The sequence below is a fragment of the bacterium genome (genome assembly GCA_035945995.1).
In the GTDB taxonomy this organism is placed as follows: Bacteria; Sysuimicrobiota; Sysuimicrobiia; order Sysuimicrobiales; family Segetimicrobiaceae; genus DASSJF01.
Genome location: DASYZR010000086.1, coordinates 11751 through 37308, shown reverse-complemented (window position 1 = coordinate 37308; position 25558 = coordinate 11751). Strand labels below are relative to the sequence as shown.

At 70.9% G+C, this 25558-nt stretch carries 25 protein-coding genes; 12 read left to right on the top strand and 13 right to left on the bottom strand.

Translation table 11 applies throughout. From position 1 onward, the window contains the following. Positions 1-36: 36 nt before the first annotated feature. Complete coding sequence (locus VGZ23_09020) at positions 37-1335, bottom strand: sugar ABC transporter substrate-binding protein (protein HEV2357734.1); 1299 nt, start codon at positions 1333-1335, stop codon at positions 37-39. Between the two features lie 180 nt (positions 1336-1515). On the opposite strand from VGZ23_09020, the gene kduD reads away from it, so the two are divergent. Further along, positions 1516-2277 (top strand): 2-dehydro-3-deoxy-D-gluconate 5-dehydrogenase KduD, encoded by a 762-nt coding sequence (gene kduD / locus VGZ23_09015; GenBank protein HEV2357733.1) that lies wholly within the window; start codon positions 1516-1518, stop codon positions 2275-2277. Then, complete coding sequence (locus VGZ23_09010; GenBank protein HEV2357732.1) at positions 2262-4277, top strand: O-antigen ligase family protein; 2016 nt, start codon at positions 2262-2264, stop codon at positions 4275-4277. The genes kduD and VGZ23_09010 overlap by 16 nt, the downstream gene beginning before the upstream one ends. Before the next feature lie 16 nt (positions 4278-4293). On the opposite strand, the gene VGZ23_09005 is transcribed toward VGZ23_09010, so the two are convergent. The 3 genes from VGZ23_09005 to VGZ23_08995 form a co-directional block, all read right to left on the bottom strand. Then, positions 4294-5268, bottom strand: coding sequence for a sensor domain-containing diguanylate cyclase (locus tag VGZ23_09005; GenBank protein ID HEV2357731.1), 975 nt, complete (start codon positions 5266-5268; stop codon positions 4294-4296). A 151-nt stretch (positions 5269-5419) separates the two neighbouring features. Next, entirely contained in the window at positions 5420-7723 is a 2304-nt protein-coding gene (locus VGZ23_09000; protein ID HEV2357730.1) for a xanthine dehydrogenase family protein molybdopterin-binding subunit, read from the bottom strand. 4 nt (positions 7724-7727) lie between these two features. After that, positions 7728-8252 carry a (2Fe-2S)-binding protein gene (locus VGZ23_08995; GenBank protein ID HEV2357729.1) on the bottom strand — a complete coding sequence of 175 codons (525 nt, stop codon included), beginning with the start codon at positions 8250-8252 and terminating at the stop codon, positions 7728-7730. 117 nt (positions 8253-8369) lie between these two features. On the opposite strand from VGZ23_08995, the gene VGZ23_08990 reads away from it, so the two are divergent. Continuing rightward, positions 8370-8711: a DUF971 domain-containing protein gene (locus tag VGZ23_08990; protein ID HEV2357728.1), complete on the top strand. Its 342-nt coding sequence runs from the start codon at positions 8370-8372 to the stop codon at positions 8709-8711. A 1-nt stretch (position 8712) separates the two neighbouring features. Here the strand turns inward: VGZ23_08990 and VGZ23_08985 are convergent, their stop codons facing one another. Beyond that, positions 8713-9849: a mandelate racemase/muconate lactonizing enzyme family protein gene (locus tag VGZ23_08985; protein ID HEV2357727.1), complete on the bottom strand. Its 1137-nt coding sequence runs from the start codon at positions 9847-9849 to the stop codon at positions 8713-8715. Between the two features lie 133 nt (positions 9850-9982). Here VGZ23_08985 and VGZ23_08980 point away from each other — a divergent pair, with 133 nt between their 5' ends. After that, entirely contained in the window at positions 9983-10543 is a 561-nt protein-coding gene (locus tag VGZ23_08980) for a thioredoxin family protein (protein ID HEV2357726.1), read from the top strand. A gap of 7 nt (positions 10544-10550) precedes the next feature. Here the strand turns inward: VGZ23_08980 and VGZ23_08975 are convergent, their stop codons facing one another. Further along, on the bottom strand, positions 10551-12086 hold the full coding sequence (locus VGZ23_08975) for a hypothetical protein (protein ID HEV2357725.1): 1536 nt from the start codon (positions 12084-12086) through the stop codon (positions 10551-10553). Positions 12087-12327: 241 nt separating this feature from the next. Between VGZ23_08975 and paaA the strand changes: the two genes are divergently transcribed. From paaA to paaD, 4 genes are read left to right on the top strand one after another with little or no spacing between them, the layout of a single operon-like run. Continuing rightward, positions 12328-13272, top strand: coding sequence for a 1,2-phenylacetyl-CoA epoxidase subunit PaaA (gene paaA, locus VGZ23_08970; protein HEV2357724.1), 945 nt, complete (start codon positions 12328-12330; stop codon positions 13270-13272). Next, complete coding sequence (gene paaB, locus VGZ23_08965) at positions 13251-13604, top strand: 1,2-phenylacetyl-CoA epoxidase subunit B (protein HEV2357723.1); 354 nt, start codon at positions 13251-13253, stop codon at positions 13602-13604. The genes paaA and paaB overlap by 22 nt, the downstream gene beginning before the upstream one ends. Before the next feature lie 2 nt (positions 13605-13606). Beyond that, entirely contained in the window at positions 13607-14389 is a 783-nt protein-coding gene (gene paaC / locus VGZ23_08960) for a 1,2-phenylacetyl-CoA epoxidase subunit PaaC (GenBank protein HEV2357722.1), read from the top strand. Then, complete coding sequence (gene paaD / locus VGZ23_08955) at positions 14386-14871, top strand: 1,2-phenylacetyl-CoA epoxidase subunit PaaD (GenBank protein ID HEV2357721.1); 486 nt, start codon at positions 14386-14388, stop codon at positions 14869-14871. Before paaC ends, paaD begins: the two co-directional genes overlap by 4 nt. A gap of 13 nt (positions 14872-14884) precedes the next feature. Here paaD and VGZ23_08950 read toward each other — a convergent pair whose 3' ends face one another. Then, positions 14885-16009, bottom strand: coding sequence for a M20/M25/M40 family metallo-hydrolase (locus VGZ23_08950; protein HEV2357720.1), 1125 nt, complete (start codon positions 16007-16009; stop codon positions 14885-14887). Positions 16010-16129: 120 nt separating this feature from the next. After that, on the bottom strand, positions 16130-16993 hold the full coding sequence (locus tag VGZ23_08945) for a dihydrofolate reductase family protein (protein ID HEV2357719.1): 864 nt from the start codon (positions 16991-16993) through the stop codon (positions 16130-16132). A 115-nt stretch (positions 16994-17108) separates the two neighbouring features. Here VGZ23_08945 and VGZ23_08940 point away from each other — a divergent pair, with 115 nt between their 5' ends. From VGZ23_08940 to VGZ23_08930, 3 genes are read left to right on the top strand one after another with little or no spacing between them, the layout of a single operon-like run. After that, positions 17109-17633 (top strand): adenylate kinase, encoded by a 525-nt coding sequence (locus VGZ23_08940; protein HEV2357718.1) that lies wholly within the window; start codon positions 17109-17111, stop codon positions 17631-17633. Positions 17634-17639: 6 nt separating this feature from the next. Next, entirely contained in the window at positions 17640-18152 is a 513-nt protein-coding gene (locus VGZ23_08935; protein HEV2357717.1) for a hypothetical protein, read from the top strand. Positions 18153-18212: 60 nt separating this feature from the next. After that, complete coding sequence (locus VGZ23_08930) at positions 18213-18671, top strand: hypothetical protein (GenBank protein HEV2357716.1); 459 nt, start codon at positions 18213-18215, stop codon at positions 18669-18671. 22 nt (positions 18672-18693) lie between these two features. On the opposite strand, the gene VGZ23_08925 is transcribed toward VGZ23_08930, so the two are convergent. From VGZ23_08925 to VGZ23_08910, 4 genes are all read right to left on the bottom strand, one after another. Then, positions 18694-19983 carry a DUF1501 domain-containing protein gene (locus VGZ23_08925; protein HEV2357715.1) on the bottom strand — a complete coding sequence of 430 codons (1290 nt, stop codon included), beginning with the start codon at positions 19981-19983 and terminating at the stop codon, positions 18694-18696. Positions 19984-20092: 109 nt separating this feature from the next. Continuing rightward, positions 20093-21496, bottom strand: coding sequence for a DUF1800 domain-containing protein (locus VGZ23_08920; GenBank protein HEV2357714.1), 1404 nt, complete (start codon positions 21494-21496; stop codon positions 20093-20095). Between the two features lie 94 nt (positions 21497-21590). Then, positions 21591-22796, bottom strand: coding sequence for a M20 family metallopeptidase (locus VGZ23_08915; GenBank protein ID HEV2357713.1), 1206 nt, complete (start codon positions 22794-22796; stop codon positions 21591-21593). A 4-nt stretch (positions 22797-22800) separates the two neighbouring features. Next, a complete protein-coding gene (locus VGZ23_08910; protein HEV2357712.1) occupies positions 22801-23769 on the bottom strand; it encodes a tyrosine-type recombinase/integrase in 969 nt (322 codons plus the stop codon). 144 nt (positions 23770-23913) lie between these two features. Here VGZ23_08910 and VGZ23_08905 point away from each other — a divergent pair, with 144 nt between their 5' ends. Beyond that, positions 23914-24216, top strand: coding sequence for a hypothetical protein (locus VGZ23_08905; GenBank protein HEV2357711.1), 303 nt, complete (start codon positions 23914-23916; stop codon positions 24214-24216). Here the strand turns inward: VGZ23_08905 and VGZ23_08900 are convergent. Continuing rightward, positions 24193-25542 (bottom strand): aspartate aminotransferase family protein, encoded by a 1350-nt coding sequence (locus VGZ23_08900; protein HEV2357710.1) that lies wholly within the window; start codon positions 25540-25542, stop codon positions 24193-24195. The two genes, VGZ23_08905 and VGZ23_08900, sit on opposite strands and share 24 nt — an antisense overlap. Positions 25543-25558 lie beyond the last annotated feature (16 nt).

Below are 25558 nucleotides of genomic sequence, written 5' to 3'. Positions count from 1 at the left end.
TGGGTCACGCGGCCGGCGGGACGCCCCGGCACGGGCTCAGAGCTTGGCGTTCCACTCGCGGACCGCCCACTGCAGGGCCTGCCCCGGGGTCATCTTCCTGTAGAACGCGCTTTCGATCGCCTCGCGGAACACCCGATACAGGTCGTCGCTGTGGGGCACGACCACCGTCAGGTCCCGCGCCGTCGCGAGTTCGCGGGCGGCGACGACGCGCGCACGGTCCTCCGGGCCGGCGCCGGCATGGGTGAAGTAGGGGTCCCCCGCCGCGGCGCGCGTCGACGGGAAGATGACCACCTGTTTCGAGAACGCGAGCTGATTTTCGTCGTCGGTGACGTAGAGCGCAAACGCCACGGCCTCGGCGCGGTGCCGGCTGGCCGTCGGCACCGCGAGGTCCATCGTCGGCAGGTCGAGCACGTGGCCCGCGCCGAGCGGCGCCGGCGCCACCGCGGTCTCGCGGTAGACGTCCGGGTTGTCGTTCCGCACGCGCAGGAGGAACTGCGGCCCCGTCGTCAGCATGGCCAGCTGGCCGCCGCCGAACCGTTCGGTCGCCCCGAGGTAACCGCGGCGCAGCGTGTCGTCCGGAAACTCGTCGTGCTTGTAGAGATCGACGTATCGCGCCAGCAGCGCGATGTGCGCGGGACTGTCGAACACGGCGTGCCGCCGGTCCGCGCTCAACACAGGCAGGCCTTCCTCTTGGAAGACCTTGAGAAACCGGATCCCGTCGATGTTGGGCATGAAACCGTAGACACCGGTCTTCTGTTTCACCGCCGCGGCGGCCCGGGCAAACGCGTCCGTCGTGGCCGGCGGATGGGCGGGGTCCAACCCCGCCCGGCGAAACAGCGCCTGATTGTACGCGAGCACGTCGGGCACGACGTACCAGGGCACCCCGTAGGCGCGCCCGTCGAGCCGCTGTGAGGCCCAGATGTTCGGGAAGTATCGGGCGCGCGCGGCGGCCGGCACCGCCGCGTCCATGTCGACGAGCGCGTGCGCCTCGGCCAGCCGCAGCGTCGTCTCCGTGTTGAGGTTGACGACGTCGGGCGCCACCCCGCCGGCGATGGACGACAGGAGCTTCTGATCGAGCGCCTGCGGCTGCACGTCGATCCAGCGGATCCGAATGCCGGGATGATCGTGCCGGTACCGGTCGATCAGGCCGTTGATGAACTTCGTGAAAAACGGCTGCAGCGAGATCGTCCAGAACTCGAGCGTCGTCGTGGGCGCGGCCTCAGCGGCGGGCACACTCCCGGCCGGCGACGGCCCGGCGAAGAGAAGCGGGGACGCTCCGGCGGAGACAAGCACAACGACGGCGACAGCGGCCGCGGCGGCACGTCGGCGGTTCATCGTGGGACTCCTTGATCGGCTCGCAACGTGAGTCGGCCTTCGGCGAAGCGCGAGACCCTTCCTATCTGAACGGCACGATCTGCGCCGCTCGCTGAAGGCGTCGGCCAGCACCGCCATCCGCTCGCTGAAGGCGCCGACCGCGCCGGAGGACCGCCCGGTGCGGGTCCGAACTGTCTACGCATGAACGCGGCCCAATGGTTCGACCTCACCGGCCGGGTCGCCGTCGTGACGGGCGCCCGCCGCGGCATCGGCCGAAGCCTGGCGATTGGCCTCGCACAGGCCGGCGCCGACCTGGTCGTCGTGAGCCGGACAGCGGCGGACGACCTGGCGGCGGACGTCGAGCGGCTGGGGCGCCGCTGCCTCGCGGTCGAGGCGGATCTCGCCGATCCGGCGCATGTAGACCGGGTGATTCCCCAGGCGGTGCGCGCGTTCGGCCGCGTGGACATCCTCGTCAACAACGCGGGCACAGCCACCCGCGGCCCGGCGCTGGACGTGACGCCCGACGACTGGCACCGCGTCCTCCAGGTCAATCTCCACGCGGTCTTCAGCCTGTGCCAGGCCGCGGCCCGTGACATGCTGCCCCGCGGACGCGGCAAGGTTATCAACATCGCGTCAATGATGAGTTTTCAGGGCGGCATCAACATTGCCGGGTACACGGCGAGCAAGGGCGCCGTGGGACAAATCACGAAGTTGCTCGCCAACGAATGGGCGGCGCACGGCGTCAATGTCAACGCGATCGCCCCCGGATACATCGCCACCGACCTGACGCGACCGCTGCGGGAAGACCCGGTGCGTGGTCCGGAGATTCTCGCGCGCATCCCGGCCGGCCGGTGGGGCCGGCCCGACGACCTCGCCGGCGCCGCGGTGTTCCTCGCTTCCAGCGCATCCGACTACGTGCACGGCCACCTCCTCGTCGTCGACGGCGGATGGCTCGCCCGGTAACGCGGGCGGCTCCCGTCGAACCGGATCAGCAGGCGGTCCGGCCGGACACGCCGCGGCACGCGGATGACGGAGCGCCCCCGCCGTTTCATGCGGCGGTCGGCGAGGTCCTGGACTGGATCGTCCTGCTCGGCGCGCTCGCGCTGCTGGCGTGGACCGTCGCGATGGGGCTCACATTTCTGCCGGCCGCGGGGTTCCTCACGCACCGGGTTCCACTGCTCGTGTTCGAGCAGGCCTCGCTCGCGGTCGGCGGTGCGGCGGGCATCCGCTGGCTGTTCGGCGGCCGGGCGCTGCCCGGGGCGCCCGTCGCGGCGCTGGCCGCCGTCGCCGGCGTGTGTCTGCTGTCCCTCGGGCACACGACCAACCTCTACGCGACGCGCGAGGAGATCTTTCTCATCCTCGCGCTGGCGATGTTCGCGTTCGGGCTGCTCATCGTGCTCGGCGACGCGGTCAAGACGCAGGCGTTTCTCGCCGGCCTCGTCCTGATCGCCTTCTGGGAAGCGCTGCAGGGGCTGGGGCAGTTTCGGGCCGGGACGGCGACGCCGGCGTACTGGCTGAGTCCGTCGTTCGCCGGCCTGATCCACACGCGCGTGTACGGCACGCTCGCCAGCCCGAACGTTCTCGCGGGCTTCCTCCTCTTCGGCATCGCCGGCGCCGCCCTGCTCGCGATGTCGCTCCCGGTCTTCCTGCGGCCGATCGCCGCCGCCGTCCTAACCGGGGAAGTCATCGCGTTGATGCTGACCTACTCGCGCGGCGGCTACGCCGGCCTGGCGGCGTTTGTGGTCGTCGCCGCCGTCACCCTCATCCCGGTCCGCGCGCGGGCCTGGTGGGTGCTCGCCCTCATCGCGGTCCTGGCCGTCGTCGCGCTGGCGCGCCTGCCCGCCGTCGCGGTTCGCGCTCAGAGCCTGGCGCCGGCGCAGGAAGATACCGCGACCAGCCGCCGGTTCATCTGGCGGGCGGCGGGCCGGGTGTGGGCGGATCATCGGGTCTGGGGCACCGGGCTCGGCACGTTCAACATCGTCTACTCGGCATACCGGCCGCCGGATGTCCTGGCCACGTATGCCATCCTCCCGGTCCCGGGCTCGGCGCATGACGATTATCTTCAGGTCTTGGCCGAGACAGGCGCCGTCGGGGCCGGCGTGTTCGCCGCCGCGCTCCTGTGGGGCGTGTGGCGCGCCGCGCTCCGTTACCGATGCGGCGACACGGACGACCGCCTCTGGATCGGGGCCGGCGTGGCCGCGGCCGCCGGCATCGGTGTCACGAGCCTCGTCGACGAGAATCTCTATGTGGTCAGCAACCTGGTCATGCTGGTCGCGCTCGCGGCGGTCGTGGCGGCGTACGTGACGCGCCGCGCACGGCCGCGGCTGCGGCTGTGGAAACGGCTCTTCGTTCTGCCGGCCGGCGTGGTCGTCGCCGCGTTGCCGCCGCTACTGGCGCCGCCGGTCGTGGCCACCGTGCTGCACAACGAGGCGACCGCCGAGGTGGCCGCCCTTCGGTTCACGGACGCCGTCGCGACCTTCCGCGCCGCGCGGCCGCTCGATCCGCTCAATGGCGTCATCCCGGCGTACATGGGCGACCTCGCGGCCGACCTGTACCGGCGGCGGCTCACCACCGCGCTGGGACCTTGGCAATCCATGCGCGATGTCGCCGCCGGGCTGTATGAGCAGGCGATCGCGGCCAACGCCTGGGACCCGTATCCGTGGGCCGAGTTGGGACGCCTACGCCGAGACGAACACCGCTATCCCGACGCGATTGCCGCTTTCCGGGAGGCGATCCGGCGCGACGCCTACACGCCGCGGTACCGTCTGTGGCTGGCGGACGTGCTCCGCATCACCGGAGACCGAGATGGGGCACGGCGCGAGTACGAGGAAGCGGCCCGTCTGTATCCCGTGGAGCTCGTCATGATCGTGCATCACGAAGGTCAAAGCGACCGCTATGCCGTCTCCAAGGCGCAACTCGACGAAGTCGAGCGCGCGCTCACGCAGCTCGGGCGGGCTCCGTAGCGGGCAGAACGGGGGACTAACGGGAACCTTTCGTCTCGTACAACCGCGCGTCCGCGGCGGCGAGCAACACGTCCGCCGCATCGCCGTCGTCGGGACGAGACGCGATCCCCCAGGACAAGATCAGGGTCGTCGGCATCTCCCCTAACTCGCCGGCGCGGGGAATCTCCCGAAAGCGTCCGGCAATCGTGTCGGCGATCTGCCTTGGGGTGTCCGGGAACAACAACGCGAACTCGTCCCCGCCATACCGCGCGACGAGATCGTAGCCGCGGGTACGTCGCTTCATCGTGTGGGCGACGTCTCGCAGCGCGGCGTCGCCGGCTGCGTGCCCGTACCGGTCGTTCACCGCCTTGAAACCGTCCAGGTCCACAAGGGCGATGCTGAGGGGACGGCCGGTCCGGCGGCTCCGGAGCAGTTCCACGCCGAGCCGATCGAGAAACGCCCGGCGATTGGGCAGTTCGGTGAGCGGATCGGCAAAGGCCAATTCGGCCAGCCGTTCGTGGGCCTGTGCCGCCTCGAACAGGCTGCCCAGATACGTGGCGAGGAGGGACAGCAGATCGAGGTCCCGGGCCGCGAAGGCGGCCACCGCGGAGCGGTGGGCGCCGATCGCTCCGATCGGATGACCGGTCGCGAGGAGCGGCGCATAGATGCCGGAGCCGACCTGCTCGCCTTGCCCGCGCGCGCGGGGATCGACGTGGATGTCGGGGATGCTCAGCGGCACTCGGGCGTCGATGGTCGCCCACAGCGGGCCGCGTCCGTTGCGGACGGCGCCGTCCCGGGCGTATGTGCACAGCCCGGTGGCCCCCACGATCGTGAGCAAATCGGGGTCGTGCTCGTCGATGAGCCCGATGGTGCAGGAGTCGAACCCGGCGGCCTCGCGCAGGGACTCCAAGACCTCCGTCACCAGATTTTCGAGGCTCAGCACCGCCGTGAACTGGCGCGCGAGCCTTGCCAGGAACTCCAGCGCTTTATCAGCCCCATCGGATAACCGCATCACAGGCTCCGCCATCCGCGTGATCCATCATGGGCCGACGAACAGCCCTGTTTCCCAGTCTCCTTGTGCCCGTCCGGCCGTCGGGCATAGACATGAGGACGTAAAGCGATGCTATCCTCGTCGCAGATGACCTGGCGGTAGTCCGCCACCGCTAGGCCGGTCCAGCGAGCGCCCGCAGAATCTTGGCTGGGGTGATCGGCAGCGAGGTGACCCGGACGCCGACCGCGTTCGCGATCGCGTTGGCGATCGCCGCGGGCGTCGGAATGATCGGCGGCTCGCCGACGCCCTTCACGCCAAGGTTATTGGAGATGGGATCGGGCCGCCCGACGGCCAGGGCCTCGATCTCCGGCAGGATCGACGGCCGGGGGAGGGCGTAGGCGTCGAACCCGAGATCCATCACCGTGCCGCTCTCCGGATCCGTCACGTGATCCTCGCACAGCGCCATCCCCAGCCCCTGGATCACGCCGCCCTGAATCTGGCTCGCATAGCCGAGCGGGTTGATGACGCGGCCGACGTCGTGGCAGGCGGTGATCTTGACGACGCGCACTTCACCGGTCTCCGGGTCCACCTCGACTTCCGCGATCTGCACGCCCCACGTCCGGATGGTCACCCCGTCCGGGTTCGCGCCGCGGAATCCGCGCCCGGCGATCGTAAAATTCCCCATGCGGCCGGTGAGCTCATGGACCGCGATCTTCCGATCGGGCACGCCGGCGACGGCGAGCCGCCCGTCCTCGAGCCGGACGTCGGACGGCGCCGCCTCGAGCACCGACGCGGCGGTCTCGAGGAGATGCCGGCGCGCTTCCTCCGCCGCCACACGCACGGCGGGGCCGCACGACGCGATCGTCTGGCTGCCGGCGGAGAGCGGGCTGTAGGGGAAGTCGGTGTCGCCGATCCGGACGGTGACCCGCTCGATCGGCAGCGTCAGCACCTCCGCGGCGATTTGCGTGAGCGCGGTGCGGGCGCCCGTCCCGATGTCCTGCGTCCCGATCCGGACCTCGGCGCTGCCGTCCGCGTTGAGCCGCACCTCGGCGTACGCCGGCGCCGAGCCCGAGCCGCCCCAGATCTGCGTCGCCATGCCGAATCCGCGGCGCGGGCCGCCGGTCCGGACCGGCACCTGCGGCGTGCGCGCGCGGCGCCCCCAGCCGGCGGCCTGGGCCGCCATGTCGTACGCCTCGCGCAGGAACTTGCTCGAATACCCCCGGCCGAGCACCTGGTCGGTCTCGGCGTAGTTGCGAAGCCGCAGCTCGAGGGGGTCGATGCCCAGCCGGTCGGCGAGAGCCTCCATCGCGCCTTCGAGCGCGACGGTGCCTTCGACGAATCCCGGCGCGCGAAAGGCCGCGCTCGGCCCGGTGTTGGTGAAGACGTTCCACACTTCCGTCCGGACGTTCGGACACGCGTACAGTTCCTTCGCGGGCCCCGCGATCGGCGACCCGACCGCCCGGTAGGCGCCGAGTCCCGACACGCCGCGGTAGTCGAGCGCGACGAGCCGCCCGTCGCGGCGCGCGCCGAGCCGGATGTGCTGGCGGCTTCGGGGCCGCTTGCCCGCGGCCAGACTCTCCTCCGCCCGCGTAAACATCAGTTTCGCCGGCCGCCGGGTCAGCCGCGCGGCGAGCGCGGCGATGACCGTGTACTTGCCGGCCTGGTTCTTGCTGCCGAAGCCGCCGCCCATGAACGGACTCAGGACCCGCACGTGATCCATCGGAATGCGGAGTGCGGCGGCGAGCTGGCGGCGCACGCCGAAGATGTGCTGCGTCGAATCCCAGATCGTCAGGCGATCGCCGTTCCATTCGCAGAGCGAGCCGTGCGTCTCCATGCTGTGATGCAACACGTCCTGCGTGTCGGCGTCGAGCTCCACCGTCACTTCGGCCTCCCCGAACCCGCGGCCGGCGTCGCCGCGCGCGTAGCGCTCGGGCTCGCCGCCGAGGACGTTGCCGGCCGGCTGCACCTTCGGCGCCCCGTCCGCGAGCGCGGCGTCGGGATCGACCACATGGGGCAGGACCTCGTACTCCACGTCGATGAGGTCGAGGGCGTCGCGCGCCGCCGCGGCCGTGTCGGCGAAGACCGCGGCCACCTCGTCGCCCGCGTACCGCAGCTCGACGTCGAACAGCGCGCTCAGGCCATTGTACCAGGGCAGGCCGGTGACGTTCAGGTGCGACAGCACCGCGCGCACCCCGTCGGCGCGTTCGGCCCGGGACACGTCGAGGCGCCGGATGCGCGCGTGCGCATGCGGTGAGCGAAGCACCGCGCCGTGCACGGTCCCGGCCGGGTAGAGATCCGCGGTGTACCGGGCCGTCCCGGAGGCGCGCTCCGCGCCGTCCACCCGGGCGACCGGCGTGCCCACCACGCGAAACGTCTGATCGGCCTGCCAGATCGGCGCGTCGTCGCCCTCGAGCACCACCTCGCGCTCTTCGACGCGACCTTCAAACTCGACGTTCTGCTTGACGATCCGCGGCATCGCGTTATCCTCCCGCCAGTTCTCGTGCCGCGGCCTGAATCCGCAACTGCGTCCCGCACCGGCAGACGTTGCCCTCGAGCGCGCGGCGCACCGTCTCCGCCGAGGGATGCGCCGTCCGCCGCAGCAGCCCCTCGAGCGCCATGATCTGGCCGGGGGTGCAAAACCCGCACTGCAGCGCGTCGTGCCGGATGAAGGCCTCCTGGATCGGCGCGAGCCGGCCGGCCTCAGACAGCGTCTCGATCGTCTCCACCGTGCGGCCGGCCGCCTGCACGGCGAGCACGAGACACGCCAACACCGGCCGGCCGTCCAGCAGCACGGTGCAGGCGCCGCAGGTCCCGACGCCGCAGCCCTCCTTCGTGCCCGTCAGACTGAGATCTTCACGGAGCGCGTGGAGCAGCGACCGGCGCGGCGACACGTGCAGCGTTTCGGACCGGCCGTTCACGGTCAGCGCGACGGCGCGCCGGCCCTCGTCAGGGGGCGGCGCGTCCGGCCCGCCCTCGTCAGGGGGCGACGCGGAAACATTCGGCATGGAACCCTCCTCTGGGGATGCGTACGAAGACGTCCTCTCCGCGGATTCGGTCCGGCGGCAAGGCGCTCCTCCGCTGACGCGCGTGCTACACTAGCTAACGAGATGGCCAGGCGCACGATGCCCACGCCCACCGAGATCGCGGAAGATCGCGGCGCGGGGGAACTGCGCATCACGTGGAGCGACGGGCACCTGAGCCGCTACACGTACCGGCGGCTGCGGCAGGCCTGTCCGTGCGCGATGTGCGTGCACGAGTGGACCGGGGAGCGCCTCCTCGACCCGAGCCGCGTGCCGCCCGACGTGCGGCCAAGGGAAGTCGGCCGGGTCGGCGCCTACGCCCTCCGCTTCACGTGGTCGGACGGCCACATGACCGGCATCTACACGTTTCCGCTGCTTCGGACGCTCTGCGAATGCGAGGCGTGCGCGGCCGCCCGCACCGCCGGGCAGCAGCCGCTCCGGTGACTCAGGGCCCCACGCTGTAGCGGTCGAGTTTCACCGGATCGAGCTCCAGGCCGAGCCCCGGCCCCGTGGGCAGCGTGATCATCCCCTCGTGCGGGACGGGAAACGGCCGCGTGAAGATCTCACGCAGCGGATTCTCGACGTAGGCCGTCCCCATGTACTCGTAGGTGCAGAAGTTCGGCGCCGCCGCGGCGAGGTGCAGCGAAGCGAGATGCGCCACGCCGCCGCTGAACCCGGTGTGCGGGGCGTAGGCGAGGTTGTGCGCGTGGGCGAGGGCCCACAGGCGCCGCGCGGGCGTGATCCCGCCGATGCGGGCAACTTCGGGCTGCAGCACGTCGACGCACCCCCGCGCGATGAGATCCCGAAAGCCGAACAACCCGAACTCGGTTTCCCCCGCGGCGAGCGGCACGCGGACGGCCCGGCGGAGGTGGGCGTAGCCGTCGAGGTCGTCGGCGGGGACCGGCTCCTCGAGCCACGTCACGTCGAGCTCCTCGATCTGCCGCCCCACGCGCACCGCCGTGCCGATGTCGTAGGCGCCGTTGGCGTCGAACATGAGCGCGACGTCGGCGCCGACCGCCTCCCGCACCGCCCGGGCGGTCGCGACGTCGGCGCGGTCGCCGCCGCGCGCGGCCGGCCAGCCGAGCTGCACCTTGATCTGCGAGAATCCCCGGGCCGCCTGCGCGCGCGCTTCGTCGGCCATCCGCGCGATCTCGTCGAAGTACACCTTCGAGACGTAGCAGCGGACGCGCTCGCGGCCGGCGCCGCCCAGGAACTTGTACAGCGGGACCCCCGCCGCGCGGGCCAGGAGATCCCAAATCGCGGTGTCGATGCCGCTCATCGCCTCGAGGACCAAACCGCGCGTATGTCCCCACCGGCGGAGCAGGCCGAGCATCTCGTCCCAGAGGCCCTCGACGTCCCATGGATCGCGGCCGCGGACGAGCGGCGCGAGCAGCCGGTCGACGACCGCCGTGACCATCTCGGGCGCGCGGCGCACGATGCACTCGCCCGCGCCGGCGAGCCCGTCGTCGGTTCGGACCTGGACTACGGCCGCGAAAAACGTCGGGAACGTGCCGATGGAAAATTCCACCGCCCGGGGCGCCGCGGCCGCGAGCGGCGTGCAGGTGACGGACGCGATTTTCACGCCGGTGCCTTCGCGGCCACCGTCCGGCTTTCCTCGACCGCGCGGCGGGAATGCCGCCGCGCCCCGCCGGCGTTCGACAGGGAAAGGCCGCCGGATGCATCGCGGCGGCGCCGCCGGTTCGGGGAGGCGCGGGATGGACTGGGGTCGGGTGTTCGCGGACGGACTGAGCTATGACGAATTCCTCGAGCGGCACGGCACCGCCGAGCACCGGACGCGGTGGAAGGGCGTCTACGACAAGGCGACGCTCACCGCGGAGCAGCGGGAGCTCATCGGCGGCTTCGTCCGCGAGATGCACGTCCTCGTGATCGCCGGCGCGTGGTGCGGCGACTGCGTCAATCAGTGTCCGATCATGCAGCGCATCGCCGAGGAGAGCCCGAAGGTCCAGCTCCGCTTCGTCGACCGCGACGTCCAGGCCGCGGCGCAGGACGCCGTCGTGCTGAACCTCGGCCGGCGGGTGCCGGTCGTGGTGTTCCTGAGCGAGGACGATCAGGAGTGCGGCCGGTACGGCGACCGCGCGCTCGCCACCTACCGCCAGATGGCCGCGGACCGGCTGGGGCCCGCGTGTCCGACCGGGATCGTGCCGCCCGGACCGGCGCTCCTCCAGGCGGTGACCGCGGAGTGGGTGGGCCAGTTCGAGCGCATTCAGTTGATGCTCCGGCTGTCCCGGCGGCTCCGGGAGAAGCACGGCGACTGACGGGCGTCTAGGAGGCCGGCACCTGCACGCGCGCGGGCGCGGTGGGGCCCAGAACGAGCAGGGCCTCGACCGCGGCCGAGAGGTCGGACGGGGTCGTGCCGTCCTCCGGGAACGACACCACGCCGGCGCTCTGCGCCACGCGCTCCACCTGGAAAAGGCGGCGGGCCACGTCGTCGTGTTCGAGGCGCGAGACGAGATCCTGGGTCATATCGAGCGCGCGGACTTTCGGAAGGCGCGGCAGCAGCAGCGCGAACCGGCCGGCCCCGTCGTAGGAGAGGACGTCCACGCGGCGGATCGCCGCCTGGAGGATCTTGACCGCGCGGCGAAGCGCGAGGTCGCGGTCCTCCGCGTCCGCCCCGGTGGTGGCGTAGTCTTCCAACTGGATTTCGGCGATCGAGAAGACGAGGAGCAGCGACCGGCAGCGGTCGATCTCCTCCCGGACCAACAGCTCGAAGGTCGGCCACGGACACAGCGCGCGCATCGGATCGCTGCGGATCATCCGCTGGACCTCTTCATGCAGGCGGGCGGCCTCGACCGCGGCCACGCTCTGGGTCGCGACGCCGCGAAGCTGGCGCCGCGCCGTCTCGGAGAACTCCGGCGGCTGCTCGCAGAGGCCGGTGAGCCACGCGCGCGGTTTGCCCGACCGCACGAGCGCGGCGGCGCACCACCAGCCCTCCGGTTGCTCCGGGGACCCCAACGGCTGCACGCGGATCTCACCGCCCTCCGTGGCGCCGGGCAGCGCCGGCAGGACGAGGGCGCCGGCCGCGTCGCGGGGCAGCGACCCGCGGGCCACGCTCGTGTGCAGGCTGCCGTCGTCCATGACGACATGGGCCGCGGCCCGTTCGACGCCGGTCAGCCGGCAAAACGCGTCCAGCAATGTTTCCATCACGCCGTCGACCCGGAGCTCCCCGCTGAGCGCCCCGGCGAGCGCGTTGTACGTCTCGAGCTCCTGCACGTGGGCCGCGAGCTCGCGCGTGGCGTCGCGAAGGCGGCGATCCAACTCGACGTTCCACCGGGCCTGCTGGCTGCTCGCCCGGTGCTCGTTGACGAGCATGCCGAGGACCAGCGCGAGCAGGAACGCGCCGGCGATGAACGCGCCGAGCCGGAACCCGGCGGTCTCGAACGTCGCCGCCTGGCCGCCGAGCGTCCACAGCAAGATCAAGAGGCACACCGTCGCGACGGCCGCCGCAAGCGCCTGGCGCAGGTCGAGCGAGACGGCCGCTTCCAAGATCGCGAGATAGTAGAGGTACAGGAACGGGCTGTTCAAGGTGCCGGAGAGGAGCAGCAGCGCCGTAATAACCACGAGATCGAGAACCAGCACCAGGTCCGCGCGGGCGAGGGCGGGGACGCGCCGCGGACCGGCCGCCAGCACCACGACATACCCGACCAGAATGACGAAGGTGGCCGCGGCGGCGGCGGGCGGAACGACGATGATCCCGAGCCACGTGGCCGGAATGAGCGTGAGGAGAATCACGAAGCGGATCATGGCCGACCACAGCCGCACGGGACGGACGCGCGTCGCCGCCCCCTCGGTCTCCGACACACTGTGTCCCTCGGACGGGACGGCCGGAGCCAATGCTGAAGCAGAGGCGACCACAGAGTCAGCCATCTAGATCGGTAGTATGCCCCCGAGAACATGAGAAGCGGACATCATGCGCGCCCTCGATCGGGGCAGGGCCGCAGAGCCGGCGCGGGTTGACACTCGCCGTGGACGTCCCTAGAATGACTTGTGACGCCTTTGTGCCCTCGAGTTGCAGAACGTCACAAATTGCGGAGTCTTTAGTATGGAAACGGTCCCCGCGACGCACGACCATCCCGAGCGGCTCGAGCGCTTCAACGCGCGCATCGCCGCAGGCGACCAGATCGAAGCGGGGGAGTGGCTCCCTGAACCGTACCGCTTCGAGGCGCAGCGCCTCATCCAGATGCACGCGAACTCGGAGATCATGGGTGCGCTGCCCGAGCGGGAGTGGATTCCCCGGGCCCCGACGCTGGCGCGCAAGATGGCGTTGACGGCCAAGGTGCAGGACGAGGTGGGCCACGGGATGCTGCTGTACCGCGTCGCCGAAACCCTCGGCCGCCCTCGTGAGGAGATGTACGCCGAGCTCGTCGAGGGGCGCGCGCGGTTCCACAACGTCTTTCATTATCCTGCCGAGACGTGGGCGGACGTGGCGATCATCCAGGTCTTTGTGGACGGCGCCGCGATGCAGACGCAGGGGGCGCTGCGGTCGTGCTCGTACGCACCGTATTCGCGGGTCCTCAAGCGCATCTGCTACGAAGAGGACTTCCACATCCAGCTCGGACTGGACGTCTGGCGGTCGCTCGCGGAAGGCACGCCGGCGCAGCGCGCGATGCTCCAGGACGCGCTCAACCGCTGGTGGACTCCGATCATCCACTTCTTTGGCATGCCGGACAAGGTCTCGCCGCACACCGAAACGATGCTCGCCTGGCGGCTCAAGGTGAAGTCCAACGAGGAGCTCCGCCAGCAGTTCCTCCGGCGCTTCGTGCCGATCATTCTCGAGTACGGGCTCGTGGTACCGGATCCCGGCCTGCGCTGGGTCGACGCCGACCAGCGGTACGTCTACACCGAGCCCGATTGGGACGAGCTCAAGCGCGTGGGCCGCAACGGCGGCCCGAAGAGCGCCGAACGGCTGGCCCTCCGGCAGTCGTTCTACCGCCAGCACGCCTGGGTGCGGGAGGCGCTGAGCCGGTGGAACGCGGTCGCGGCGTGACCCCCTGGATCCGCACGCTCGGGGCGCCGCCGGACGTGTGGGCGGTCTTCCTGCAGGGGCGCCGGCGGGACCCGCACGTGCACGTCGGCGACGTCCACGCGCCCGACGCCGAAATGGCGCTCGTCCTGGCGAAAGAGAGCTACGCCCGGCGCGATCCCTGCGTGAGCCTTTGGGTCGTTCCGGCGGCGGAGATTCGCGCGACGCCCGGCGACGCGGTCGAGATGTTCGAACCGGCGACGGACAAGAGCTACCGCTTCGGCGGATCGTACCGCCAGCAGCAGCGCGTCTATCGCGGAAGCTACCAGACCGCCCCGCCGGAGGACGACCGCTAGCCGTGCCCGCCCCGCTGGCCGCCATCGCCGACCCGAGCGTCCGCACCGCCTTTCGGGAGTGGCTGCTCCGCGTCGCCGATGACGAGCTCACCATCGGCCACCGGCATTCCGAGTGGACAGGCGTGGGGCCCGACATCGAGAGCGACGTCGCGATGAGCAGCATTGCCCAGGAAGAGATGGGTCACGCCCGCGTCTTCTACGAGCAGATCGCCGCGGACGAGCCCGGCGGCGTCGACCGTCTGGCCTTCGGCCGCCCGCCTGAAGAATTCCGCAACGCCGTCCTCCTCGAACAACCGAACCGGGGGTGGGAATTTTCGATCGTCCGGCTGGCCCTCTACGAGCCGTTCGAAGGCCTGCGTCTCGGATTGCTTGCCGCCTGCGGGCAAGAGCCCGTCGCCGGACTGGCCGCGACGCTGGCGCGCGAGGAGCGGTATCACGGGCTCTTCGCGTCGACGTGGCTCGAGCGGCTGTGCGGGCCATCGGACGACGCGCGGGCCCGGGTGCAGGCGGCCCTCGAGGCGGCCTGGCCGTATGCCCTCGGGATGTTCGAAACGACGCCCGCCGACGATCTGCTTCTCGGCGCCGGACTGCTCCGGGATCCGGGGACACGACAGCGCGAGGTCTGGGAGGCGGAGGTGCGCCCGCTGCTCGCGCGCTGTCGTCTCACCGTCCCGGCCGCCGAACCGTGCGACGGGGGCCGCCGAGGCCTGCACACGCCGGACCTCGTCGCGATGCACGCGCAGATGACCGAAGTCTGGGGATCCGATCCCGAGGCGCGCTGGTGAGCCCCGAGACCGCCACGCTCGAGCAGGCCGCCTGGGACGTGCTGCGCAGCGTCGAAGACCCGGAGCTGCCGATCGCGATCACGGATCTGGGACTGGTGCGCGACGTGCGCGTCGACGACGCCGCACGCGTGCACGTTCGGCTCGTGCCGACGTGGACGGCCTGTCCCGCGCTCGCGGTCATTCGCAGCCGGGTCCGGCAGGGTCTGCTCGCCGTCCCCGGGGTGCGTGACGTGTCGGTCGACTACACCTACGACGAACCGTGGACGCTCGAGCGGATGACGAGCAGGGGACGGGAACAACTGGCGGCGCACGGCCTGGCGGTGCCGGCGTGCCGGTTCGCCGAGCCGCCGGTCTGTCCGTACTGCGGCTCGCACGACGTCGCGATCGAGAGCCTGTTCGGCCCCACGCTGTGCCGGTCTACGTATCTGTGCCGGCACTGCCGGAATCCCTTCGAACGGTTCAAGCCGCCGGCCGAGCCGTAGCCCGCCGCCGGGCCTACATCGCGTCGATCGCGGCTTTGAGCACGGTCGCCGCCGCGACCATCCCCGCCACGGTCGCGTGCTCGCCCGCGTTGTGCGCCTGCCCGGACGACCCGGGACCGATGTTGCAGAAGTCGCGCGTCCGCTCGGCAAAGATCGACAGGTCCTGCCGGCCCTGGGAGAACTGGAGCGGCGCCTCACCCTGCAACCGAGCCAGCGCGTCACGGACGACGGCGAGGGTGTGCCCGGCGCGGTCGGCGAGCGTGGGCAGGCAGAGCTTCGTCACCTGCAGGTCGTGGGCGACGCCGTCGGCCGCGGTAAGCAGCTCCCCTTCGAACGTTCCGTAGTCTTCCCCGGGGGCGAGCCGCCGGTCGACCGTCAGCTGCAGGCGGTCCGGAATGATGTTGTCGGCCAGCCCGGCGCGCGCGGCAACGACGGAGAGCGACGGCACGCTCTGGACCCCGGGGGCCACTTCCACGTTTCTGTGGCGGCTGGCCGTTTCGGCGATCCGCGAGATCACGTCCACACCGCGGTAGATCGCGTTGTCGGCGCGGCGCCAATCCGAGGAGTGTCCGCTTCGTCCGCGCACGACGAGGTGGCCGATCGCACGGCCCTGACAGCCGATGCCGATCGACAGGCGCTTCTTCGCCTCGTCGTAGGACGGCTCGGTCGTGATCGCATAGTCGGGGGACGCCCGCCCGATCAGCCGGCGCACGCCGTTGCGGGGGGTGACGGCCCCGCCTTCCTCGTTGTTGGTGAAGGCGAACCACACGCGGATCTTCGGGCGCACGTGCTGTGCGAGCCACATCATGCAGGCAAGTCCCGCCTTCATGTCGGAGGCTCCAAGTCCGATGATGCGGCCGTTCTCGACGCGCGGGGAAAAGGGATCCTGCGTCCATCCGTCGACCGCCGGGACCGTGTCCATGTGGCCGTTCACGACCAGCAGCCGGCCGTCCCGTCCCGCGGAGCCGGGATCCCCCGCGCCGACCTCGGCGGTCACGTTGCCCTCAGGGTCGCGCTCGACGTGCACGTCCGCGTGTTTGAGCGCGTCATGAATGTGCTGCGAGATCGCGGCCTCCTCCCCGGTGACACTTCGGATGGCCACCAGGTCGCAGAGCGTCCGCTCGAGATACGCTGCCATGTCCGGCACTGTTCGATCCCTCCCCGATGTCTGGCGCGAAGACATGCTTCGCTGCGGGCCGCACCCGCCCTGCGGTTCGTCCACGCGACCGCCGGCGCGCCGGCGAGGTCCGCGGACCGGCTAGACCGGGTACACCACCCGAAACCGATCGTACGCCTCGATGAGCGCCGCGCCCGTCGCCGGGTCGCGGAAGGCGAACTCGTACCGGCTCAGGCGCGAGAGGAGCAGCGGGCGCCCGCCGACCGAGACATCCGTGCCGATCGGCGACGGCGCGCGCGGATCGCCCGTTGCAAGCGGGCTGGTCGTCAGGAAATAGTCGCCGACCAGACGCTCGCGCAGGAGCGATGCCAGGATCCAGGGTCCGCCCTCCGTGAGGACCAGCCGGGCTCCCCGCGCCCCGAGCAGCCCGAGCGCGCCGCGCACCGCGGGCCGGCCGTCCGGGCCCTCCTCGACGCGGACGACCTCGACCCCGAGGGCCTCGATCCGCCGGACGGCCGCCGCCGACGGCCGAGCCCCGGTGATGATGAGCCGGTCGAACCGTGCGTCGGTGAAGAACCGGCGCTCCAGCACGTCGTCGCCCCACGCGACGTCGGTCGCCATCAGCGCCACGAGCAGCCTCGCCGGGCGTCCGGCGGCGATCCGGCGCGCGGTCTCCTCCTCGGGCATCGCGGCGTGCACGTCTTCCGCCAGCATCGTGCCGGTACCGGAGAGCAGCACGTCCGCGGACCGCCGCAACCGCATGAGGACAAAGCGGTCGACGGGCGTCCCGATGGGCGCCGCCTTGCCCTCGATCGTCGCCTCGCCGTTCTGCGTCATCACCATGTTGGCGAACACGGCCGGCAGGCCGTCGCGGCTCCGCGGCACCTCGACGGACGCGTAGAGGTCGTCGAGCGGCACGTCGCGCGGATACGGCTCGGCAACATGCCACACGAGGCGGACGGTGGGAGGGAGGGAGAGGGTTTGCTTCCAGCCGGCGCCGCTCATGGATATGCCGCGTGCCCCCCGGGTAATGGTGGCGACTCAACGCTCGCGTCTTGGGTTCCTAAATACAAGCTCAAATGGTAAGCTATCCTGCACATTTGACCTGCGTGGTTGGTGGATGCGGCGGATCGTCGTGGTCGGCACGAGCGGCTCCGGCAAGACAGCGCTGGCGCGCCGGCTTACCGAGCGTCTCGGGTATCCGCACATCGAGCTCGACGCGCTTAACTGGAATGCCAACTGGACGAACGTTCCGATCGAGACGTTTCGCGGACGCGTCGTGCGGGCGCTCGACGCCGACGAGTGGGTCGTCGACGGGAACTACGCCAAGGTACGAGACATCGTATGGACTCGAGCGGACACCATCGTCTGGCTCGACTATTCGCTGCCCCTCATTCTATGGCGGCTGGTGCGGCGGACGTTCGGGCGGGTCGCGACCGGCGAGGAACTCTGGGCCGGGAACCGGGAGAGTGTACGCATTCTGTTCAGCCGGGATTCGATTGTTCTCTGGGCGCTCCAGACCTACCGGCCGCTACGCCGCACCTACGCCGCGATTCCCGGAAACCCGACCTGGGCACACCTGACGTTGGTGCGCCTGCGGTCCCCGCGGGAATGTACGGCATGGCTGGCGCGGCTGACTGGATGATACTATGTGCCTGCGATGGACGAAGCGGCCTGGCGGCAGCTGTGGGGCGCGCTCAACGTGTTGGAAGCGCGGGCGCGCGATCTCCGGCGGCTCTCACAGGAAGAGCCGTTGCTGAAGCCGCGGCCCGATTATCCGCACGCACATGTCGGGAGATCCCATGCCGATGAGCTGCGCGAGGTCTTTGCCGAGCTGGCAACGGCGTTCGCCGACGCGAACCGGCTCCTGCCTGCGATCCTCCCCAACGGAGCTGCGCCGCCCGGGGTCTCCGCCGACGAAGGACCGGCGGCGCTGGCCGGCCGGTTGGCCGCGCTCGAGCGACTGACCTCCAGTCTCGCGCGGGAGGCGTTCGAGCCGCCCCCAACGCTGCCGCCCCACGCACCGCCGTACCTCGTGACCATTCCCGGGCATGATCTGCCGGGGACGAAAGCGATGCTGCTCGGCCAGGGCATCGCCGAGATCGTGGCGTCGCTTCGAAACGCGCTGGTCGCGGCCGCGAACCCGTCGCCCCGAGAGACCTGAACGACGGCCGGGGGCAACCACCGTCCGCACGGTCCCGTCCGTTGGGTGTCCCGGTGGGAAGTGTGGAATCAGCACGCCCCCGAGCGCCGAATCTGGCGGGTGCCGTATTGGGGCACGGAGGCGCCCCAGTCCTCACCCGCGGCGACCACCGCGCTGGCGTCGTTGGCGGCCCGCTTTCGCACCGCGCTCGGGGATACTTACGCGTTCGCCGTACGGCACCGGTGTGACGGGTTCGTCACGTCGTTTGCGAAGGCGATCGAGACTCTTGATTCCCGGGGAGAAAAGGGGCACGGCTATCACAGGGATTTGGCCCCCGACGGGTGCCTCCCGGCTCTTGCGACGTGTCTGCTGGACGCCTCTCAGTCGGCGTGGGTGTTCGGGGGCATGGGCTCGTGGAACGACATGGCCTTCGACGGAGGGGCGCAGATCGAGTGCGACCGGGTTTCGGAACAGTTGTTTCCGGCGGTCTGTGACGCGATCGAAGCCGCGGCCAACGACTCGTGCGCCGGTGACGGCTGAGCGACCCTGCCCGGACGGAGCGTCAGCCGCCGACCGCCGCCGCCGTGTGCGGCTTGATCACGTCGAGCGGATCGAATCTGCCGCCGAGGATCGCATCGCTCCGCACGCCGAGCCACTGCTCCAGCACGGTGCTGTACACACTGCGGAAGTCGGTCTCGTACTTGAGGTCACCCTGATCCAGGTCGGTCAGGCTCGGCTGCCCGCCGTGGACGCCCGGCTTCACCTGGCCGCCGACGAGGAGCATCGGCGCGGCGGTGCCGTGGTCGGTGCCGCCGGAGGCGTTTTCGGCGACGCGACGGCCGAACTCCGAGAACGTCATGAGGAGCACCTTGTCTTGCAGGCCTTTCGTCTTCAGGTCCGCCAGGAACGCGCCCAACCCGCCGCCGAGCGACTCGAGCAGCCGGTCGTGCCGGCCCGCCTGGGTGACGTGGGTATCGAAGCCGCCGAGGCCGACGTAGTACACGCGCGTCGGGGACCCCGCCGCGATCAACTCGGCCACGATCCGGAGTTTCTGCGCGAAGGGATCCTTCGGATACCCCGATCCGGCGTCTTGCGTCAGCCGTCCGGCGAGCCTGTTGAGGTCCGCCGCGGCAAGCAGCGCGTTCATCTCGGTGTGCGTGAGGAAGTCGACCACGGGCTCGTCGCCCGGCACCGGCTGCAGGAGGCGGCGGAAGGCTTCGAGTTCCTGCGGACCGCCGCCCTGGACAGGATGGAACCCAAACTGCGCGATGTTCGGCACGGCCACCACGCGCGGCGAGTTGCCCTGCATGGCCAGCGGCATGTCCGGGGACAGCGTCATGCCCGCCGTCGCCCCACAGTCGGGACATTCACTGTCGAAGAGGCGGCCGAGCCACCCGCTCTTCGGGCCGGTCCCGGCCGGATCCGCAGTCTGCCAGATCTCCATCGACCGGAAGTGGCTGCGGTTCGGGTTGGGATAGCCGACCCCCTGGACGACGGCCACGCGGCCGTCGTCGTACGCGCTCTTGATGGCGGTGAGGGCCGGATGCAGGCCCACTTCGTCGGTGAGCCGCAGCACTTTCTCGTGCGGCACGGCCAGCCTCGGGCGCGCGCGGTAGTATTCGTCGTGCAGGAAGGGCACGACGGTGTTCAGGCCGTCGTTGCCGCCGCCGAGCTGGACCACGACCAGCGTCGGCCAGTCGGGCCGGCCGGCCGCGGACGCGGTCAGGCGGAGATCCCACGGATTGTTGAGCGCGAGCGCGGTCCGCGTGAGAAACATCGGCGCGGTGGCGCCGGCGGCCAGAATGGTCAACCCCTTCGTCAGAAACTCGCGCCGCGTCGTCATCGTGCGCATCGTCGGATCTCCTCCATCAGAGCGCGTCGGTCAGCACCGCCTCGCATCCAGTGCCGCCTGGGTCAACTGCTCGATCTGTGTCGTCAGAACTGTCGTGATTGGCGCCGCGTTAGGCGACCTGGTAGTCGGGCAGGCTCATGATCAGATGCACGGCCTCCCTCGACACCCGCCCGCCGGTCGCCTCCGTGAACCTCACACGACGCTGGGGCGGCAGCGGGCGCCCGAGGAGCCGGGTGATCGCGGCATCGAGCGTGGGGAACGCGCCGTCATCGACCGGACCCAGGCGTCCCGAGATAAGCGCCGCGGCGAGATCGGCCCGCGCGAACACGGTCCCGGCGTTGATCCACGCGGTCCCGCCGTGCCAGCCGGCGACGGTCGGCGGGAAGAACAGCTGCTGTCCCATCGCGCCCGCGGCCTGGTACACGCGCACCCAGGCCGGGGCGTTCACGCCGAGATGGCGGACCGCGCCCACGGCGAACTCGACCGGCCCTTTCACCTGCGCCAACATCACGTCCCGGCTGTAGAACGTCCTGGATCGAAACATCGACTTCAGCACGGGCGCGAGGTCGTAGTTGGCCGCCCGCAACCGCCGCGCCATCGCGTCGACGAGCGCCTGATCGGGGCGGGGCGCGACGAAGAACGCGGCCAGCTTGCCGGCGATGAACCGCGGCGTCGCCTCATGCGCCAGGATGATCCGCATGATGTCGGTCCCGTCCCAGGCGCCCGCCTGTCCGAGGAACACCTTCGGCCCGCCGTCGTGGATCTCCGGGCGGAAGGCGAAGGTGCGCCGGCCTTCGCCCGGCCGGAACTCGCGCAGGCTCCACCCGGTCCAGGCGCGCGCCGATTCTTTGACGTCCGTCTCGGTATAGTGGCCGATCCCCATCGAAAACAGCTCCATGAGCTCGCGGGCCCAATTTTCGTTGGGGTGGCCCTTGCGGTTCTCGTCGTTGTTGAGGTAGAGGAGCATCGCCGGGTCGCGCGCGACGCCGTCTAGGAGGCGGGCAAAGTTCCCGGCCGCGTTCCGCCGGAAGAGCTGGTTCTGATTGAACATCGCGATCGCGTCGTGCACGTCGCCGAAGGCGCTGGTGAAGTGCCCGTGCCAGAACAACACCAGCTTCTCCTGTAGCGGCGCGGGGGTGTTGGCCATACGGTCGAGCCACCACGCCGCGAGCGCGGCGAGGGCGCGCCCCTGCGACCGCCCGACCTCCTGAAACAACGTGCGCAACTCAGGGTGCGTCTTGAGATCGATCCGCTGGTGGCTCGCGCGCAGCGCGTCGAGCGTCGAGTCCAGCTGATTCTCGGCGGCCCGCACATCATCGAAAGCGGCCGGGGGCGACGGCTCGGGCGGAAAGGCGAACAGCGCCTCCACGGCGCGGTCGGGGCCGGCGGCCACGGCGCGCGCGACCTCGTCGGGGAGCGGGCCAAACCCGGCGCGGCGCAGGAGATGGGCCGCCTTGCGGGCGTCCCATGGATCGGAGGACGAGGGGACAAACGGGTCGAGGGGCCCGGCCATGCGTCAAACCTCCCCCAAGCGAATCCGCGGTGCCGGCCCGGGCGTCGGGCTTCGTCCCGCCTGTGTCCCGGCGGCCTACAACGCGGCTTCCTCCTTAAGCGCGCGGGGGGGCCGCGGAGTTCCCCTGAAAGTCGACCCGGATCGTCTCGAGCACGCTCGGCGAGGCGAGCAGATCGATGGCCGACATCACCATGACTTTGGCGTCGTTGAGCATCCCGGCGAGCCCGATCTCGGCCTTCCCGGCCTCGAGCGCCTCGCGCGTATGCATGCCGACCCCGGGGGGACATGTCGGCAGCGTATAGCTGACCGTCGGCACAGCCTGGCTCAGGTTGCCGAGGTCCGTCGAGGCCCCCACGAACCGTTCCTGCATCTCGAAGCCGAGGGCCGCCGCGTTGTCGCGCACGACGCCGGCGAGCGACGGGACGTAGCGGAACGCATCAAAGAACATCCCGCGCGCGGTCTCGACACGCGCCCCGGTCGCCTCGGCCGCCGCGCGCGCGCAGGCCTCGACGCGGCCCGCGAGATACCGGACGTACTCGCCGTCCCGGGCCCGCACGCCGAAACTGGCCGCGGCGCGTTCGGGAATAATGTTGACCGCCTGCCCGCCGTCCGTGATGATGCCGTGCACGCGGGCGTCGGACCGCAACTGCTGCCGGAGCGCGCCGATGCCGTTGAAGGTGAGGATCACCGCGTCGAGGGCGTTGACGCCGTTCCACGGCCCGGCCGCCGCGTGGGCGGGCCTCCCGGTGAACGCGACCTCGACCCCCTGAACGGCGAGGCAGCCGGTCGCCACGGAGACGTCGTCGCCCGCGTGGTACTGGAGCGCCACGTCGAGGCCGGCAAACGCCCCGCGTTCGAGCATGAGGATCTTGCCACCGCCGCCTTCCTCCGCCGGCGTGCCGTAGTAGACGACGGCGCCGGGGAGCTCCGGCAGCACCGTCCGCAGCGCGGCGGCGGCGGCCAGCATTCCCGCCGCCATCAGATTGTGTCCGCAGGCGTGGCCGAGGCCCGCGAGCGCGTCGTACTCGGCGATCAACCCGACCGTCGCACCGGGGCGCCGTCCCTCCGCGCGCGCGACGATCGCGGTCTCGATGTCGGCGACGCCGCGCTCCACGGCATAGCCGTGGCGCTCGAGCGCCTCGCTCACCCAGGCGGCGGCCTGGCGCTCCTCGAACCCGACCTCGGGATGCGCGTGGATGCGCAGCGCGAGCTCCCGGGCCTCCACCGCCACCGCGTCGAGGGCGGCCAGCGCCCGGGTCTTGAGCGCCTTCGTGTCGAGACCGGCCGAGCCGGAGCTCATCGGATCAGCCTCCTTTGGTGCGCCCGGCCGGCGTCCCGTACCGCAGCCGGCGCACGGCCTGACGCAGCCTGGCGTCCGAGACCTCGTAGTAGACCTGCGTCGTCACCGGGCTTTCGTGTCCGAGCAGCCGCTGCGCCTCCTCGATGCCGAGCCCGACGTTGGCCATCTGCTGGCCGGCGGTGTGGCGGAGGTGGTGAAAGGCGATGCCCTCGGGAATCGGGACCCGCGCCCGCGCCGCGTACTGCTTGAAGATCTTCTCCACGCTCGCGTAGTGCAGTCGAGGCCGCCGGTGTTGAAAGGGCATCCGGAAGAACAGCGCGGTGGTCGGCACGGTCGGGCGGGCGGCCAGCCACCGTGCCAGCGCGGCGCGCGCATCCGCGGCGAGGGGCAGCACCTGCTCTTTGCCGCCCTTGCGCCAGACGACGATCGCGGCGCGGTCGGGATCGGACAGCGCGATCACGCGCTCAATGTCGAGCCGGATCACTTCCCCGACCCGCAGGCCCATGAGCCCGAGCTCCGCCATCGCCCGATCGCGCAGCACGCGCGGGCGGTCGCCCTCGAACGCCGCGCGGAAACGCGCCACCTGCTCTTCAGTCCACCACCGGTGGACACGCCGCGCGCGCCGCGGCGGCCGAAGATCCAGCGCCGCGGAAAAGGGGCGCTGCTGGCGGTGCCGGAGCCACTCGTAGAACTGCCGCAGCGCCGTGATCCGTCGGGCGCGCGTCGCGACCGACAGTCCGGCTTCGGTCATTCGGCGGGTGAATTGCCAGAGATCGTCGGGCCGGGCGTCGGCGAGGTTGCCGTTCATGTACGCGGCGAAGTCGGTGACGTCCCTGACATATGCGAGCCGCGTGTTGACCGAGCGGCCGGCTCCCTCGAGATCGGTCCACCACTCCAGGAGGAGCGGATGGGTCGACGGAACGGGCGACCTGCGCCGCCGGCGCGCTGCCATGTGGTCGGGGGTTCGCAGCACCGCGGGCCTTCTCCTGTACTGTCCGCGCGAACCGGCCGCGTACGCCCCAGCGCCGCCGCGCGGCGGAGGATTTGTCCCGAGCGGGACCAAAACCGGGACAGGGCACCGTCTTCGACGCGGCGCCACGCATCAGGGGAGGGGAGCATGGCCACAACGGAACTCTGCTCGAAGTGCGGCCGGCCGTACACGCCCGGGGCGAAGGGCTGGGTTGCCCGGCTCGAAGGCGACATCACCAGCGGGCGCACGGACGCGCCGCTCCGCCGGATCTTGCTGTGCCCGGAGGATTACGCCAAGCTCCCACCCTCCGCGCGGATGGCATGGCACGAATACACGGGCCGCACGCAGGGCCCGACGCGCGAGAAACGTCCGGGACGTCTCGGGGACGAGGCCGCCCCGAGCCGGGAGTCGGGGCGGCCCGGCCGGTCAGCGCAACGCGGCCGTCAATGACTCCCTGAGAATCACCGGGATCCGATCGATCGTCTCCTCCGGCGTCATGAGCGGAGGCGCAAGACAGATCGTGTCCCCGACCGCCGGGTCGGCGGACCCGCCCCGGATCCTTGTGATCAGCCCCCGCGACCGCGCTTCGCGCACCACGCGCCCGCCGAGACCGATCGCCGGCTTCTTCGTCGCCCGATCCTCGACGAGTTCGACCGCGCACATGAGACCCAGCCCGCGCACGTCGCCGACCGCCGGGACCTCCCGCAGCGTCTCGAGGCCGGCAAGCAGTCGCCGCCCGATCGCGCCGGCGCGTTCCACCAGTCCCTCGCGCTCGATGATGTCGACGTTCGCGAGGCCGACCGCACAGCACACCGGATGACCGGAATAGGTCGCCGCGTGCATGTACTTCCTGTCCGGCGGCGCTTCGAGCATCGTCCCGTGAACGCGGTCCGAGAGCAGGATGCCGCCGAGGGGCAGGTACGCACTCGTCACGCCCTTCGCGAAGGACACGATGTCGGGCTGCACGCCCCAGTGACCGAGCGCGAACCAACGGCCGGTGCGCCCGAACCCGGTGATGACTTCGTCGGAGATGAACAGCACGTCGTACTTGTCGCAGATCGCCCGGATGCGCGGGAAGTAGCCCGCCGGCGGGGGGATCACACCGCCGGCGCCCAGGACGGGCTCCGCCAGGAACGCCGCGACGGTCTCCGGTCCCTCCCGCAGAATCGCCTGTTCCAGCGCATCGGCGGCCTCGACCGCGACGTCGCCGCCCCCGGGCCAGCGATAGGCATACGGGGCCGGGATGTGGACAAAGTTCGGGACGAGCGGCCCGAACATCTTGTGGAAGACGGCCATGCCGGTCGCGCTCATCGCCGCCATCGTGACGCCGTGGTAGCCGTGCACGCGTGAAATGATCTTCACCTTGTCGGGCTGGCCGCGCACCTTCCAGTAGTAGCGTGCCGTCTTGAATGCCGACTCGTTCGATTCCGCCCCGCCCGTCGTGAAGTACACGCCGGAGGTGCTGGGGTAGGCGAGGTGGACGAGCCGCTCGGCAAGGCGGATCGACGGGATATTGGACGCCCCGGCGTAGCTCGAATTGAACGCCAGCCGGCGCATCTGCTCCGCCGCGGCCTCCGCCAGTTCCGCCCGCCCGTGGCCGACGTTGACGTTCCAGAGCCCCGCGAGCCCGTCGATGTACTCGCGGCCGTCCGCGTCTTTGAGGATCGCGCCGCGGCCCTCGACAAGGAGCAGGGGGTCCTGATGGTCGCTCGGATGGTGAAGCGGGTGGATCAGGTGGCGCTGATCGTGCGCGAGCAACTCCCTGGTGGCGGCCATGCGGGCTCCCTCCGCC

Bases quoted from the DNA above. Each gene is read 5' to 3' on its own strand.
- VGZ23_09020 (HEV2357734.1), bottom strand. From the start codon at position 1,335: ATGAACCGCCGACGTGCCGCCGCGGCCGCTGTCGCCGTCGTTGTGCTT.
- kduD (HEV2357733.1), top strand. From the start codon at position 1,516: ATGAACGCGGCCCAATGGTTCGACCTCACCGGCCGGGTCGCCGTCGTG.
- VGZ23_09010 (HEV2357732.1), top strand. From the start codon at position 2,262: ATGGCTCGCCCGGTAACGCGGGCGGCTCCCGTCGAACCGGATCAGCAG.
- VGZ23_09005 (HEV2357731.1), bottom strand. From the start codon at position 5,268: ATGCGGTTATCCGATGGGGCTGATAAAGCGCTGGAGTTCCTGGCAAGG.
- VGZ23_09000 (HEV2357730.1), bottom strand. From the start codon at position 7,723: ATGCCGCGGATCGTCAAGCAGAACGTCGAGTTTGAAGGTCGCGTCGAA.
- VGZ23_08995 (HEV2357729.1), bottom strand. From the start codon at position 8,252: ATGCCGAATGTTTCCGCGTCGCCCCCTGACGAGGGCGGGCCGGACGCG.
- VGZ23_08990 (HEV2357728.1), top strand. From the start codon at position 8,370: ATGCCCACGCCCACCGAGATCGCGGAAGATCGCGGCGCGGGGGAACTG.
- VGZ23_08980 (HEV2357726.1), top strand. From the start codon at position 9,983: ATGGACTGGGGTCGGGTGTTCGCGGACGGACTGAGCTATGACGAATTC.
- paaA (HEV2357724.1), top strand. From the start codon at position 12,328: ATGGAAACGGTCCCCGCGACGCACGACCATCCCGAGCGGCTCGAGCGC.
- VGZ23_08950 (HEV2357720.1), bottom strand. From the start codon at position 16,009: ATGGCAGCGTATCTCGAGCGGACGCTCTGCGACCTGGTGGCCATCCGA.
- VGZ23_08945 (HEV2357719.1), bottom strand. From the start codon at position 16,993: ATGAGCGGCGCCGGCTGGAAGCAAACCCTCTCCCTCCCTCCCACCGTC.
- VGZ23_08940 (HEV2357718.1), top strand. From the start codon at position 17,109: ATGCGGCGGATCGTCGTGGTCGGCACGAGCGGCTCCGGCAAGACAGCG.
- VGZ23_08925 (HEV2357715.1), bottom strand. From the start codon at position 19,983: ATGCGCACGATGACGACGCGGCGCGAGTTTCTGACGAAGGGGTTGACC.
- VGZ23_08920 (HEV2357714.1), bottom strand. From the start codon at position 21,496: ATGGCCGGGCCCCTCGACCCGTTTGTCCCCTCGTCCTCCGATCCATGG.
- VGZ23_08915 (HEV2357713.1), bottom strand. From the start codon at position 22,796: ATGAGCTCCGGCTCGGCCGGTCTCGACACGAAGGCGCTCAAGACCCGG.
- VGZ23_08905 (HEV2357711.1), top strand. From the start codon at position 23,914: ATGGCCACAACGGAACTCTGCTCGAAGTGCGGCCGGCCGTACACGCCC.
- VGZ23_08900 (HEV2357710.1), bottom strand. From the start codon at position 25,542: ATGGCCGCCACCAGGGAGTTGCTCGCGCACGATCAGCGCCACCTGATC.